The organism is Nostoc sp. (genome assembly GCF_036919675.1).
GTDB lineage: Bacteria > Cyanobacteriota > Cyanobacteriia > Cyanobacteriales > Nostocaceae > Nostoc.
On sequence record NZ_JBALCP010000102.1, the window covers coordinates 130,183 to 145,303 of the forward strand.

Below are 15,121 nucleotides of genomic sequence, written 5' to 3' on the forward strand. Positions count from 1 at the left end.
GACCGAACATAGATTAAAACTTGCCTTAAATGTAACATTTATGCCTACTCGCTACAAAATGCAAATATCATTTAATTGTTAACAGTAAATAAGCAATTTCCACATGGAGGCACGGTTACAAAAAATTCTTGCTCAATGGGGTATCGCCTCACGTCGTGAAGCCGAAGAAATGATTAGGCACTCACGGGTGCGAATTAATGGGGTAATAGCACATTTAGGTCAAAAAGTTGATCCCCAAAAAGATGCGATCGCGATCGATGGTAAGCCTATATCCGAAAAGCAGCGTCCGGCTTTAATATATCTATTGCTGCATAAACCAGCAGGCGTGGTTTCTACTTGCTACGACCCTCACCGCAGACCAACAGTCCTGGATCTACTATCGACAGAATTACGAGAGGGTTCAGGTATTCACCCAGTTGGGCGTTTAGATGCAGACTCTACAGGAGCATTAATCCTGACAAACGACGGAAATCTGACATTTGGACTAACGCATCCACGCCACAGCATTTCCAAGACATATCATGTTTTGGTCAAAGGACATCCTCCAGAAACAGTGCTGCAAATGTGGCGTCAGGGTGTGATGTTGGAAGGTAGAAAAACCAGGGCCGCCAAGGTACACCTCATAGAACGTCGTGCCGAGCAAAGCTTTTTAGAAATCGTGTTGCAGGAGGGAAGAAATCGCCAAATTCGCCGGATAGCGCAACAGTTAGGATACCCAGTAATCAAGCTGCATCGGACTGCTATCGGCCCAATTCAATTACAAACTTTAAAAGAACCCTTTTTGTCAGAGGGGAAATATCGTTCCCTCAAAGATCAAGAGATTCAGTTTTTGCAAGAACAGATAACGCAACCTATTAAAGATTCAGCGGAGTTAAGGAGTGTCAGCAGGCATGAAATGGCTAAGAAAGAAGAAGAATAATCACCAGCCATCAATTTCATTAGAGCAAGAACGAGCCGAAAAGTTAGCAGAATTGGGCGCTCAACTTTGGGCATTGCGTCAAGAACAGGGTCTATCTTTAGAGCAAGTAGTTGTATCGACCAGGATTTCTCGGCGATTATTGCAGGCGATCGAAGAAGGTAATTTAACCGAGCTGCCAGAACCAATTTATATTCAGGGTTTGATTAGGCAATTTGCCGAGGCACTAGGTTTGAATGGAGTAGAATTTTCTGGCACTTTTCCGATCAGTTCTGCACAAGTGAACCCCCAAGGTATGGGGAATACTTCACCTCTGAGTCAACTACGCCCGATTCATCTTTACTTTCTTTACATATTTCTAATTGTATGCTCTGTAAATGGCTTATCTCAGTTATTAAATAATGCTGTACTACAAGCAAATAATAGTCAAAACCAGCCATCTCCAAAACAAAAATCTGTCGTTAAACCAGAAATAGCCCAACTAAAAGAGTCAGTGAAAGTTCAGCCTGTCAGCGATACCCTTAGCGGCGTCAAACAGGGACGGGCTGTACAGATTGGTGTCACTTTGAAAGCGTCATCTTGGATTCGCGTAGTGGCCGATGGCAAAACCGAGTTTGAGGGTATTCTGCCAGAGGGAACTCACCGGATTTGGAAAGCCCAAAAGCAACTGACAGTGAAAACTGATAATGCTGGTGGTGTGTTGATGAGCGTCAATCAACAAAAAGCAAAGGAAATGGGAGAGCCGGGGAAAGAGGAAGAAGTTAGGATTGCTGCCAAGCCTAAGTTTTGAAATATGGGGTATGAGGCATTGGGCATTGGGCACTTGTACTGAGCGTACCCCTGCGGGGAAGCAAGCTACGCCTAGCGTCTCGTAGAGAAGCCGAAGTATTGGTTATTCTTTCTTCCCCTGCTCCCCCTGCTTCTGCTTCCCCTGCTCCCCCTACCTCACTGTTGTTGTGGGGCGCGTCCATTTAGTTCGGTAAGAACTTTCAAGCGATCGCCTAATTCCTGTGTCAACGCTGCTGTTTGATAGCGCCACTCCCAGTTACCCTCAGGAATACTGGGAAAATTCATCCGCGCTTGGTTCCCTAATCCCAAAATATCTTGCAAGGGAATAATCGCTTGGTTGGCTATGGAACTCAAAGCTAGGCGAATTAAATCCCAGTGGATGCCTTCAGGACTGATAGAACCTAAATAAAGCAACAAGTTTTGCTTTTCCTGGTCGCTTGCTGTATCGAACCAGCCTAAAGTAGTGTCATTATCGTGAGTCCCGGTATAAACTACAGCATTGCGCGGATAATTGAATGGTAAAAATGGATTAGCGGCATCAGCACTAAAGGCAAATTGCAAAATTTTCATCCCCGGAAATTCATACTTGTCTCGCAGCGCTTCTACTCCTGGTGTAATTACTCCCAAATCTTCTGCTAAGACGGGTAGTTTGCCCAACTTTTGCCTAATCACTTCAAAAAAAGCATCTCCAGGCGCTTCCACCCATTTACCATTCATGGCAGTTTCTTCACCTTGAGGCACAGACCAATAAGCCTCGAAGCCCCGGAAGTGGTCAATGCGAATTATATCTACATAATCCAGCATTGCCTCAAAGCGCTGTACCCACCACTTAAAGTCTTGTTTTTGCAATTCCTCCCAGTTGTAAACTGGGTTGCCCCACAATTGACCGGTGGCGCTAAAGTAATCTGGTGGGACTCCTGCCATTTGGGCGGCAGCTCCTGTCTGTTCATCTAGACAAAAGATGTTGGGATGCGCCCACACATCAGCGCTATCATGAGCTACGTAGATGGGAATATCGCCGATAATGTCAATACCGCGCATATTGGCGTAGCTTTTAAGCTCTGACCACTGGCGGAAAAACTCAAATTGGACAAACTTGTAATAAGAAATCTCTCCATTGAGCCGCTCCTGTACTTGCTCCATTGCTTGTGGATCACGCTTGACAAGTTCTGACGGCCATGTATGCCAGTTTGCATTCTCGTTAGCATCTTTCAACGCCATAAATAAGGCGTAATTATCTAGCCAATAGGCTTTGCTGTCGCAAAAACCTTCAAACTCTTTTTGGAGGATGGGTGTGGCATTGGCTCTAAAATGTTCATAGGCTTTTTTGAGTAGCCCAATCTTAACCGGCACAACCTCCTTGAAATCTACCTTTTCTTCCGGAAATCCTGGTAAATTAGCAAAGTCTTCTTCTGTTAGCAAACCCTCATCTCGCAGTTTTTCTGGGCTAATCAGCAGGGGATTTCCCGCCATTGCCGAGTAGCACATATACGGGGAATTACCGTATGCAGTGGGGCCCAAAGGTAAAACTTGCCAATATTGTTGATGGCTTTCTTTGAGAAAATCGATGAAGCGATAAGCTTCTAAGCCTAAATCCCCAATGCCAAATCGACTGGGAAAAGATGTGGGATGCAGCAAAATGCCACTTGATCTAGGAAAAGGCATATTTAACCTGAATTATGAGAGGAAGCAATTATCTGATCGACACGCTAGGCGATCGCATCGAATCTATCACGGAACAGCATTCGGTTATCAGTTATCAGTTGTCACAGAGCTAACAAATACAGTTAACTATTAACTGTTCACTGTTAACAGATTATGACTTACCGAAATCCTACACCGACAGTTGATATCATCATTGAACTAGTAGATCGACCTCATCGGCCAATAGTGTTAATTGAAAGACATAATCTACCCTTGGGTTGGGCTATTCCTGGTGGTTTTGTGGATTATGGGGAAGCCGTGGAAGTTGCGGCGCAGCGGGAAGCTGAGGAAGAAACGGGTTTGCAGGTGGAGTTAGTTGAACAATTACTGGTGTATTCTAACCCCGATCGCGATCCGCGTCAGCATACGATTAGCATTGTGTTTTTGGCGACAGCGACGGGGAAACCGATGGCTGGGGATGATGCTAAGGGTGTAGGCATTTTTGAGTCTTGGCGTGTGCCTGGTAATTTATGTTTTGATCACGATCGCATTTTGCAGGATTATTGGCGATATCGGCATTATGGGATACGTCCGAGGTTGGGGTAGGAGGGACGAACCGCCAAGACGCCAAGGAAGAGGGGAGAGGAATACCTATGACACAAAGTTTTTGTGATTATACTGTGTCAGTGGTATTTAAAGGTGCATTATGGACGCTGAGGAACTGTTAGAGAAATACGCCGCGGGGGGACGGCAGTTTACTAAAAATCGTCAAGGCATAGACCTTAAAGGTGCAAACCTAAGTGATATAGACCTATCTAGTGCAAATTGGAATGGAGCAGATTTGAGTGACGCAAACCTGACTAGGGCGAAACTTAATAATACTAGCCTCAGCAGAGCATCTTTAATAAATACAAATTTGAGTAAGATAGAGGGTTGTTCAATCAATCTTAGTTGGGCAGACTTGAGTGGTGCGGATTTAAGTTGTGCAAGTTTGAGTAATGCAAATCTAAGTGGGGCAGACTTGACTAAAGCAAACTTTACTCAGATAAAACTAACTGAAGTAAATCTTCAAGGTGCAAATCTCCAGAAAGCCATACTCCGGGGAGTCACTTTGGAGAAATGTAATTTATCAGAGGTAAATTTAGCTCAGACAGATTTAGTTAGGGTCTTCTTAGAAAAAGCAAACCTAAAAAAAGCTTGTCTGCAAGAAGCAAATTTAGAAAGAGCTTGTCTGTCAGATGCAAACTTGATGATGGCAAATCTTAATGGTGCAAACTTGAGAAGGGCTGATTTAACTGGGGCAAATATCTATGGGGCAACCTTTAAAGATGCAGACCTCACTGGTGCGATAATGCCAGATGGAGAAGTCTACAAGCCGATCGCTTCTGAGGGTGAAATCGGTAAACAGGAAACATCATTAGAAAAAGTAATATCTATGACTCGTAAAGTAATTCGTACTGATAACGCACCCGCACCAGTCGGCCCTTATAATCAAGCGATCGCAGCTTCAGGTCAATTTGTATTCATCGCTGGACAAATTGCCATCGATCCCCGCCTTGGTGATGTCGTCTACACTGATGATGTCAAAAAGCAAACCGAGCAGGTTTTAGCTAACCTTGAAGCCATCCTCACAGCATCTGGTGCGACTTTTCAAGATGTGGTGAAAACCACTGTATTTCTAGCTGATATGAATGATTTTGCGGCGGTGAATGCCATTTATGCTAAATATTTTCCTGAAGATACAGCCCCGGCGCGGGCTTGTGTTCAGGTATCGCGCTTACCTAAAGATGTGTTGGTAGAAATTGATGCGATCGCTGTAATTAGCGGTTAGAAGGAACGTATCAATGAGCAAAATCTTAACGGTTACATTTGATGGTTCTGTTTTGCGATGCAAATTCCATATTCCTTAATACTTTTGACTTTTGACTTTTGACTTCCGCCTTGCGGTACTAGTGGGTTAAAAGCCTATGACGAAAATTTTTACCAACTTACATTAGAAATGTTTACCGCAGTCCTACAAAATTCTAAAATTGAGGTTAAATGGCAATCAATTGCTCTAGGTTGGCGTGGTGAGATTTACCGTCTAATGAAGCGTTACGAAGAAGCTCTTCCAGATTTTGACCGCGCTATTGAACTTGACTCTAAATATGCCTGGGCGATCGCAAATCGTGGTGTAACTTACCATTTAATGAAGCGTTACACGGAAGCCCTAGAAGATTTTGACCGTTTAATTGAACTTAACCCAAAATATGACTGGGCGATCACAATTCGTGGTGTAACTTACCGTTTAATTGAACTTAACCCAAAATATGAGTGGGTGATCGCAAGTAGAGGTGAAACTTACCGTTTAATGGAGCGTTATACGCAAGCCTTGGAAGATTTTGACCGCGCGATTGAACTTAACCCCAAACTTGACTGGGCGATCGCAAGTCGCGGTCAAACTTTCCTCCAACTTAAGCGGTACAATGAAGCTCTTGCAGATTTCAACTGCGCTATTGGCTTAAAATCTCACGATGATTGGTATTTGTATGATCGCGCTTTAAGCTACCTAGCTCTTAACCAAGCAAACAAAGCGCTAATTGACTTAGCACTTGCTATCAAGCTTGCTAAACAGCATTATGAAAAAGATACTAAAGACTGGCGTAACACCTTTAATTTAGCCCTTTATTATTTAGCTGCTCAATATACTCAACCAGCAGAGCAATTTATCGGTATACCTTATCTCAAGGTGCTTCCTTAGAGCGTATCCATGTAGCTATCCAAGACCTAAATTACTTTTTAACTGTCTTTCCTAATCATGTGCAGGCTACATCCATGCGACAGTTGTTGCAGTCTTCTCTAACTGAGGTGATCTAATTTCCAGTAGAAATAGCGATCGCTTTTACAACTGTGCCCTTTTGATAATGGCGATCGCCTTTATAACTAACTTTGGAAATACTGAAATTAAGTATCCTAAAAAAGTATGTATAATACACGTTATTTATAGCGGTACAACAATGTTATGCCCCTACCAGGTTTTGTATCCCAAGATTCTTGTAACCTGCGGAGGCAGGTTTTGTCTGTATAGCCGCGACTTCCAGTCGCCAGGGCATTTTTGAGCTTTTGAGGGTGACAGTTGAGCCTTTGAGCCTGGAATTAGAAGTTTATCTTGATAAATTATTAAATTTACTGCTGGTTTTCAGGAAAAATATCATAAAACCTTGTTGAAATATATTGGCTCAGTACATCTACCAGCGTCATACAACAGTTATGAGCAATACCTCTGGATTTTCAGTCAGCAAACCTGTTGCATTATGGAATAAACCCATTAAAGCTGACTTTAAGGAACTATTCAAATCACTAAGCAAAGGTGTGATAGATGGGGTCTTGGGTAAGTGGGAAGAGGTAGCCAAAGATGCTGTGGAAGCTACAGCAGCACTAGGTTTAGCAGCAGCACCAGAGGAAGTTGCTTGGTTACTAATTTACCGTTCTTTGGTAGAAGCAATAGTGAGTTTGGTAAAAGGAAATCAAGGGTTACTGCTTAAAAAACCAAACGAGACTCATCTTGAGCTATTGTGCGATCGCCTTAACGATTCCCTAGAAAGTATAGAATTGCGTATTGACCAAAATTTTTTTAGCCGTCCCAAAGATTTGCCGATTCTGGAAGCGATTAAAACTGCTTTTGCCGACTGGTTAAAATACTTTAGCGTCAATCAAGCACAGGCACAGACAATTAGTCATCGTTTTCCTACCTATTTTGTGTTTGCTTTACATGAAGAGTGGGCAAAACATCCAGAAAAATATGCCTGTTTAAAAGAAGAACTGGATACCCCCTTTACTCAAGCCAATGAACGGGAACAGTCATGGCAGCGTTATTTAGCTTGGCTACAAAAACAGGTTGAAGAACCGATGCTTTTAGAAGCTTTTGGTTTAAAACAAGTTTATGTTCCCTTACAGAATACCTTTTTAACTTTGTTGCGGATGAAATGCCTTTACAGAATACATCGGATGTTGGCAATTGGCAGCAGACATTATGCCATCTGATTGGTTTTATGTTGCGTCATGGAATGCCGATGGAATGCTTGAATCCCAGACCTGATTTTCAAGAAGAAAATCGACAAGCACGAAATGCAGAAGAAGCGTTGTTGGCTGTCTTAAATGCTTGCGCTAGAGTGACAAAGACAGTTTCAAAGATTCAATGGCATACTCCTGAAGCTTTCGGTATCTGGATTTCCCGTTTGCAAGGGCAAAGAATCAATACTTATAGTGATGTGTTTTGCTTGAATTGCCTGAGTTTTTTGGATTTGCAAGGTTGCGTTTTAGTTTTTAAAGACTTTTTAGGGGCGATTCTTAAAGGGGCGATTCTTAAAGGGGCGATTCTTGAAGGGGCGATTCTTGAAGGGGCGAATCTTGTATGGGCGTATCTTGTAGGGGCGAATCTTTATGAGGCGAATCTTTATGAGGCGAATCTTGTAGAGACGAATCTTGGAGGGGCAAATCTTGGAGGGGCAAATCTTGGAGGGGCAAATCTTAAAGGGGCGATTCTTGTAGGGGCAAATCTTGAAGGCGAAAATTTAGCAGACTTGAATGAGGGTTTAGGTTTAGACTCCGATGAGTGACTTACAAACATTAAGAATTTGTAGAGTGCATTACATTCTTAATGCATCATTCTAGATACTTTCGATGCGTTACGCTGCTGCTAACGCATCCTACCAAACCAGCGATCGCTCAAGGTAATTGTATAAAAATATTAAGCGATCGCCTTTACAACTGTGCCCTTCTTAGAAGGTGTAGGCGATCGCTCAGGTAATTCTGTATAAATATAGCACTTGCAGCTTGCGTTAAATACAAGCGATGCCTGTGGTGGGCTACGCCTACGTAATGCTGTACTCCTACCGCATATAGGAGATATAAGGGAGAAAATTCAAAGTCTCTCTCCTTTGAGGCTACGGTGTATACATAAGTCTGAAAATAGCTGAAGAAGACAGGTTTTACCCCACCCTAACCCTCCCCTTGTGAAGGCGAGGGAACCGGAAATCTCATTTCCCCCCTTTATAAGGGGGGATTAAGGGGGGTGATACGACTTGTGTGTACACCGTAGCCTCAAAGGAGAGAGATTTAGAGAGAGGTTTTCCACATCCTGTGAAAAGTCAAGTCTAAATCCACTCAAATCCCTGTGTAGCTAAAAATTCTTTAGCCGGTTCCAAAATATCTCTGCTTAAAATCAGGGTGACTTTTGGGGAATTAAGATACAAACGAAAACGCTTAATAATAAATAGTTCGTTAGCAGGTTCAATTTTCCTAATGGCACTCCAGGGAATCAACAACGGCGTAAGTCCAAAGCTAAACAAGAAAATACTCAGATAAATCCCTTGAGGAGTTGTACCAACATTTAAAGTTCCTTTGTAGTACACCAAACCCACAGAACCACTTTGCATTCGGGAAAAGTTTAGTGGCGGCGCTTCTTGGGTGCGGTAGAGTTTGGCGAGGCGATTCCAGTCATGACGGAATAGAAAAATCATGACTATCGTGGAAAATACAAAATAAACGATGTATATCCACTGAGGGATATGTGGCATTTGTTTTTAAGTCATTGATGATTGACGCTTCCACTGTAAGCGATGTTTAACGACAAGCCTCTGTGCGTCTACGGACTCACCAATCAACCACGTTGCCTTGATATCTTTACAAATTATGGGAGCATCCCGGTTAAAAATTGCTCAACAAAGACCCTATTAACTCAAAAAACTGGCTTTAATTAAAGCCAGTTTTTTGATTTTATTGCAAACTTTTAGCAAAGTTTACAGCCGAGTCTTAATGGAACACACTTGAAAAGCTATTATTAAACCTTCTCATTAAAATGTCAAGATTTCACTATTTATTTCAGTAAAGCTTGCCATTATATTTCGCCACTTCCCCTAAATTCTCAGACTGTGCTGACATCTTGTCACCAAAATGCTGATTCATCAGTGCGGGGACTTGTGAGGCTTGAATTCGGCTATGGCGCGTTTTATCTGGCATAACTAGGTTAGGCCCAGCTTTACAGTTCTTCATACAACCAGTGCCCTTGATTGTAACTTGGTCTTCTAAACCGCGATCGCTTAAAGCCGCCTCCAACGCTTGACAAACTGCTTTGCCACCGCGTTTTATACAATCAGACTTTTGACACACCAAAATCGTAGCTTTAGTCTTAGCTGGTTTTGCCTTGGCATTATCAATTGATGGGGGTTCTTGTACTGGAGTAGGCGTTTCAACTCTCCCCATCTCAGAACGCACCGCCATCACCCGTTCAGCTTTCAGTGTAACTGTGCCATCCTTCAAATCATGTATTTTGTAACCAACAACTTGCAGCCAAGTCCCTGGTGGTAAGCGCAAGTCAAAAGCAGCCCGTAAATGTTTAGCAAGTTTAATATAAGACTCACCCTCATGAGTCGCCAGCAGTAAGCCTTTGAGCTTATAGCCATCTTTAATAACAAAATTTATAAATCTGCCTTCAAGACAAAATTCTGATACTTCCATACTGTGAGATCCACCCATTTTTTTGACCTCCTTTTAACTTATACAAGCTACTAAGTAAGATATTTTCAGCAGCAGCTAAAAATTATAACTGTTAGTAGCGACTTTGCCAGCAGTACTCAAGAGTCCAAATCTGGTCTTGACGGGAAGCTGTTAATTGCCGTATCACACTCCAAAGTTGAACAGCTGCTATAGGAGAGCCAATTTCAACTTTCAATGGCTGGTTAGCCGTACAACTACAGGGAATGTCTAACTCCTTTAGGCGTTGATAGACTTGCCAGCGATCTGCCCAATTCACCTCTACAAGGTGCTTTATTTCTATTTCTGAACTAAACGATTTCAAGAGAATTGCCCTCAAGTGCAACAAACTTGCAGTAACTACCGCGATTTAACTCCCGACTTTTTAAAAGTCTTAGGAGTCTAACCTCTTAAAACAGCATACCTTAAGTGCAAAGAATTCTCAGTAATTTTGGAAAAAAAAATCAAATTTTTACAGCGATCGCATATTCAAAAGGGGATAAGGGAGATCAGCAAGACAAGGAGGATAAGGTAAAATTTTCTCTCTCTGCTCCTTTTTTGTAGTATGCATATTTAAGGATAGATGTCAACAATAATGATAAATACATGCAACTTGATGAGCGTGCCATCATCCAGCAAACAATAAACTTGAGACTTTTTGTAGGCAAAAATACAAAACCTTGTAATGGCAAATCGGCTTGTTATTATTATTAAAATGTTAATATGTAAGGAATAAGCAGTTAAAACCTATAACTGCTAAAGAGCGAGGAGAACAATGTCTGAAACGCAAACTTTGTTACGGAATTTTGGTCATGTATATGACAATCCTGTGTTGCTGGATCACAGCGTAACTGCTCCAGTTACAGAAGGATTCAACGTTGTATTAGCCAGTTTCCAGGCACTATACTTGCAGTACCAAAAGCATCATTTTGTAGTTGAAGGCTCAGAATTTTACTCTCTGCATGAGTTCTTTAACGAAAGCTACAACCAAGTACAAGACCACATCCATGAAATTGGAGAACGCTTGGATGGACTAGGTGGTGTGCCAGTAGCTACCTTCAGCAAATTAGCAGAATTAACCTGTTTTGAGCAAGAATCTGAGGGCGTATATTCCTCTCGCAAAATGGTGGAAAATGACCTAGCCGCAGAACAAGCCATTCTAGGCGTGATTCGTCGTCAAGCTGCTCAGGCAGAGAGTTTAGGCGATCGCGGTACACGCTATCTATATGAAAAGATTTTGTTGAAAACAGAGGAACGTGCATATCATTTGTCTCACTTCCTTGCCAAGGACAGCTTAACCTTAGGGTTTGTTCAAGCTGCTCAAAGCTAAAACTCTCATAATCTAGATTTGTCTAGCTAGACTGAAAGAAAAAGTTGGCAGCGCTAACTCTTAAAATATTATAAAAAATGGCAGAAAATGATATCCCTATCTCTCTGCCATTTTTTAATCTAAGTAAACATATTCACATAATATTTAACGTTTAAAATATTTAGCAATTAGCTAGTTAATAAAGATTTTTAGCTAAGAAATTTCTTTGTGCTGAATAATCAGATAGATATATGCCAGAATAAATCACCATCAGTTACAAAGTCTCACCAAATTAAATAATAAAATTCGCAAAAGCTTTAAAAATTTGAGCATCACAATTAAATAAAATTAGAAATACAAAATAATCGTTGGGCATTGGCAAACCCCTTTAAAACCTCGTTTCCAGCTAGAGGCTGGAAATGTTCCTCATTGCGGTTCTGCCGCGAGTAAGGGAGGCAGAGCCTCAATGAGGGGGCATTCCCAGTCTCCGACTGGGAACGAGGTAATCCCCCACTCCCCTCTCTGTGATCAAACTTAGAAAACTTAATAATAAAAAGGACCACAGAGGGTAAAGACCCTTAAAATAATCAGGATTTGTATTCTCGTATTCCAAGGCAACACCACTATGCCCCGCCGTGACGACCTCCGGAAGATTCTACTGTTAGGCTCTGGTCCAATTGTGATCGGACAAGCCTGTGAGTTTGACTACTCTGGCACTCAAGCTTGCAAAGCGCTGCGAGAAGAAGGCTATGAAGTGGTTTTGGTCAACTCCAACCCTGCAACGATTATGACCGACCCGGAAACAGCTGATCGCACTTACATTGAGCCGCTGACTCCGGAATTGGTCGAAAAAGTCATCGAGAAAGAACGCCCTGATGCTTTACTACCCACGATGGGTGGACAAACCGCCCTCAACCTCGCCGTTGCTTTAGCCAAAAATGGGGTGTTGGAAAAGTACAGCGTTGAGTTAATCGGCGCAAAACTACCAGCCATTGAGAAAGCCGAAGATAGAAAACTTTTTGGTGAGGCAATGGCAAGGATTGGAGTAGCTGTGTGTCCCAGCGGTACAGCCGAATCTTTGGAAGAAGCCAAAGCTGTTGCCCGTCAAATTGGTACTTATCCCCTAATTATTCGTCCAGCTTTCACAATGGGTGGAAGTGGCGGCGGTATTGCCTACAACCAAGAAGAATTTGAAGAAATGGCCCAGGTAGGTATAGATGCCAGCCCCGTTTCGCAAATTTTGATTGACCAGTCTTTACTCGGCTGGAAAGAATACGAACTCGAAGTGATGCGTGACTTGGCAGATAACGTGGTGATTATCTGCTCCATCGAAAACCTTGACCCTATGGGCATCCACACTGGAGACTCGATTACCATCGCTCCCGCGCAAACCCTCACTGATAAAGAATATCAAAGGCTGCGGGATATGGCAATTAAAATCATCCGCGAGATCGGTGTGGAAACTGGCGGTTCAAATATCCAGTTTGCCGTCAATCCAGTTACAGGGGATGTAGTTGTAATTGAGATGAACCCCCGCGTTTCCCGCAGTTCGGCTTTGTCTTCCAAAGCCACGGGTTTCCCGATCGCCAAAATGGCAGCAAAATTGGCTGTAGGCTACACCCTGGATGAAATTAAAAATGACATCACCAAGAAAACTCCTGCATCCTTTGAGCCGACAATTGACTATGTGGTGACAAAAATCCCCCGCTTCGCCTTTGAAAAGTTCCCAGGTTCAGAACCAGTACTGACAACCCAAATGAAGTCAGTCGGGGAAGCAATGGCAATTGGGCGGACTTTCAACGAATCCTTCCAAAAAGCGCTGCGATCGCTGGAAACAGGACGTGCTGGTTGGGGTTGCGATAAAGCCGAGAAATTACCCAGTGGTGAACAAATTCGCGCCCAATTGCGGACACCTAACCCTGATCGTATTTTCTCCGTGCGCCATGCCTTGCAGCAAGGGATGACTATTGAGGAAATCTACGAACTCACTGGTATTGACCGATGGTTCTTAGATAAATTGCAGCAACTGTTAGATGTCGAGAAATTCCTGAAGCGGACACCTTTGCACCAATTGACAAAAGAGCAACTTTATGAAGTGAAGCGGGACGGATATAGCGATCGCCAGATTGCCTATGCCACCAAAACCACCGAAGATGAAGTTCGCGCCTACCGCAAGTCACTAGGGATTATCCCAGTTTACAAAACAGTGGATACCTGCGCCGCTGAGTTTGAAGCATTTACTCCCTACTACTATTCTACCTACGAAGAAGAAACAGAGGTCTTACCAGCAACCAAGCCAAAAGTATTGATTTTGGGTGGTGGCCCCAACCGCATTGGGCAGGGAATTGAGTTTGATTATTGTTGTTGTCACGCCGCCTATGCTTTGAAGAAAGCGGGGTATGAGACGATTATGGTCAACTCTAACCCAGAGACGGTTTCGACTGACTATGATACCAGCGATCGCCTTTACTTTGAGCCGTTAACAAAAGAAGATGTCCTTAACATCATCGAAACTGAAAATCCAGTCGGGGTAATTATCCAGTTTGGCGGCCAAACACCGCTGAAGTTGGCTCTGCCGTTACAAGAATTTCTTAACAATGACACTTCCGGACTAATCACTAAAATTTGGGGTACATCACCAGATTCTATCGACATGGCAGAAAACCGGGAGCGGTTTGAAAAGATTCTCCAACAGTTGAATATTGCTCAACCGCCGAATGGGATTGCGCGGAGTTACGAAGATGCGCTGATTGTCGCCAAACGCATTGGCTATCCTGTGGTGGTGCGTCCCAGCTATGTGTTAGGGGGACGGGCGATGGAAATCGTTTATTCCGATGCTGAATTGGAACGCTACATGACTTTTGCTGTACTAGTGGAACCAGAACATCCGATTTTGATTGATAAGTTTTTGGAAAACGCGATTGAAGTCGATGTAGATGCGATCGCCGATCACACAGGACGGGTAGTGATTGGTGGCATCATGGAACACATCGAACAAGCTGGGATTCACTCAGGAGATTCCGCCTGTTCTTTACCCTCCATTTCCCTATCACCAGCAGTTCTCAATCAAATCCGCACTTGGACGGTGCAGCTAGCACAAGCGCTGTCAGTCGTGGGGTTGATGAATATCCAATTTGCCGTTATTGGCGCAAGTAGTTATTCTCCCCAAGTTTACATTTTGGAAGCCAACCCCCGCGCCTCCCGCACAGTCCCATTTGTTTCTAAAGCAACGGGCGTACAGTTAGCGAAACTAGCATCCTTAATTATGTCAGGTAAAACCTTAGAGGAGCTACATTTCACCGAGGAAGTCATTCCCACACATATTGCTGTAAAAGAAGCAGTATTACCCTTTAATAAATTCCCAGGAACTGATACAATATTGGGCCCAGAAATGCGATCGACTGGTGAGGTGATGGGGATTGACAGCGACTTTGGCCGGGCCTTTGCCAAAGCGGAAATGGGTGCTGGGGAGCGTTTACCACTGACGGGAACTGTATTTGTATCAATGAGCGATCGCGATAAAGCTGCTGCGGGTGCTGTGGTGAAGGAATTTATCGATTTGGGCTTTAAAGTGATGGCTACCCTTGGTACACGGCGAGTTCTCCTCGAACAGGGATTAAATATTGAATTAGTGTTAAAACTCCATGAAGGTCGTCCCCACGTCCTAGATGCAATCAAAAACCAGAAAATCCAACTTATTATCAACACACCTTCAGGGGAAGAAGCCCAGACTGATGCTAGGTTAATCCGCCGCACAGCCTTAGCTTACAAAATTCCCATCATTACTACCATCGCCGGCGCAAAAGCTACCGTCGCCGCCATCCGTTCTTTACAAAATACGACTTTGGATGTAAAAACCATTCAAGAGTACTGCCCGATTACCAGGGAGTAGGAAGTAGGGAGTGGGGAACAGGGGAGCAGAGGGGAAGTTGCTTGCAGTAAGTCTTTCT

At 43.3% G+C, this 15,121-nt stretch carries 13 protein-coding genes; 9 read left to right on the forward strand and 4 right to left on the reverse strand.

Features of this window, described 5'->3' with window-relative positions:
• Positions 1-103 precede the first annotated feature (103 nt).
• Complete coding sequence (locus V7K49_RS22965) at positions 104-919, forward strand: pseudouridine synthase (RefSeq protein WP_335207642.1); 816 nt, start codon at positions 104-106, stop codon at positions 917-919.
• Positions 891-1,706: a helix-turn-helix domain-containing protein gene (locus V7K49_RS22970; protein ID WP_335207644.1), complete on the forward strand. Its 816-nt coding sequence runs from the start codon at positions 891-893 to the stop codon at positions 1,704-1,706. The genes V7K49_RS22965 and V7K49_RS22970 overlap by 29 nt, the downstream gene beginning before the upstream one ends.
• A 155-nt stretch (positions 1,707-1,861) precedes the next feature.
• Here V7K49_RS22970 and malQ read toward each other — a convergent pair whose 3' ends face one another.
• Positions 1,862-3,370 (reverse strand): 4-alpha-glucanotransferase, encoded by a 1,509-nt coding sequence (gene malQ, locus V7K49_RS22975; RefSeq protein WP_335207645.1) that lies wholly within the window; start codon positions 3,368-3,370, stop codon positions 1,862-1,864.
• 153 nt (positions 3,371-3,523) lie between these two features.
• Between malQ and V7K49_RS22980 the strand changes: the two genes are divergently transcribed.
• The 5 genes from V7K49_RS22980 (at position 3,524) to V7K49_RS23000 (ending at position 7,947) form a co-directional block, all read left to right on the forward strand.
• Entirely contained in the window at positions 3,524-3,955 is a 432-nt protein-coding gene (locus tag V7K49_RS22980; RefSeq protein WP_335207647.1) for an NUDIX hydrolase, read from the forward strand.
• Positions 3,956-4,055: 100 nt separating this feature from the next.
• Positions 4,056-5,180 carry a Rid family detoxifying hydrolase gene (locus tag V7K49_RS22985; RefSeq protein ID WP_335207649.1) on the forward strand — a complete coding sequence of 375 codons (1,125 nt, stop codon included), beginning with the start codon at positions 4,056-4,058 and terminating at the stop codon, positions 5,178-5,180.
• A 168-nt stretch (positions 5,181-5,348) separates the two neighbouring features.
• A complete protein-coding gene (locus V7K49_RS22990; protein WP_335207651.1) occupies positions 5,349-6,089 on the forward strand; it encodes a tetratricopeptide repeat protein in 741 nt (246 codons plus the stop codon).
• Positions 6,090-6,598: 509 nt separating this feature from the next.
• Positions 6,599-7,372: a hypothetical protein gene (locus V7K49_RS22995; protein WP_335207652.1), complete on the forward strand. Its 774-nt coding sequence runs from the start codon at positions 6,599-6,601 to the stop codon at positions 7,370-7,372.
• A complete protein-coding gene (locus tag V7K49_RS23000; protein ID WP_335207653.1) occupies positions 7,315-7,947 on the forward strand; it encodes a pentapeptide repeat-containing protein in 633 nt (210 codons plus the stop codon). The genes V7K49_RS22995 and V7K49_RS23000 overlap by 58 nt, the downstream gene beginning before the upstream one ends.
• A 537-nt stretch (positions 7,948-8,484) precedes the next feature.
• Here V7K49_RS23000 and V7K49_RS23005 read toward each other — a convergent pair.
• The 3 genes from V7K49_RS23005 to V7K49_RS23015 all read right to left on the reverse strand — a co-directional run bounded on the left by V7K49_RS23005 (position 8,485) and on the right by V7K49_RS23015 (position 10,187).
• On the reverse strand, positions 8,485-8,907 hold the full coding sequence (locus V7K49_RS23005; RefSeq protein WP_335207655.1) for a hypothetical protein: 423 nt from the start codon (positions 8,905-8,907) through the stop codon (positions 8,485-8,487).
• 304 nt (positions 8,908-9,211) lie between these two features.
• On the reverse strand, positions 9,212-9,865 hold the full coding sequence (locus V7K49_RS23010; RefSeq protein WP_335207657.1) for a (2Fe-2S) ferredoxin domain-containing protein: 654 nt from the start codon (positions 9,863-9,865) through the stop codon (positions 9,212-9,214).
• A gap of 73 nt (positions 9,866-9,938) precedes the next feature.
• Positions 9,939-10,187 carry an Asr1405/Asl0597 family protein gene (locus V7K49_RS23015; protein WP_298918066.1) on the reverse strand — a complete coding sequence of 83 codons (249 nt, stop codon included), beginning with the start codon at positions 10,185-10,187 and terminating at the stop codon, positions 9,939-9,941.
• A 450-nt stretch (positions 10,188-10,637) separates the two neighbouring features.
• Between V7K49_RS23015 and V7K49_RS23020 the strand changes: the two genes are divergently transcribed.
• Both V7K49_RS23020 and carB read left to right on the forward strand, forming a co-directional pair.
• Positions 10,638-11,192 (forward strand): Dps family protein, encoded by a 555-nt coding sequence (locus tag V7K49_RS23020; RefSeq protein ID WP_335068451.1) that lies wholly within the window; start codon positions 10,638-10,640, stop codon positions 11,190-11,192.
• A 604-nt stretch (positions 11,193-11,796) separates the two neighbouring features.
• Positions 11,797-15,063: a carbamoyl-phosphate synthase large subunit gene (gene carB / locus V7K49_RS23025; RefSeq protein ID WP_335207659.1), complete on the forward strand. Its 3,267-nt coding sequence runs from the start codon at positions 11,797-11,799 to the stop codon at positions 15,061-15,063.
• Positions 15,064-15,121: the final 58 nt, after the last annotated feature.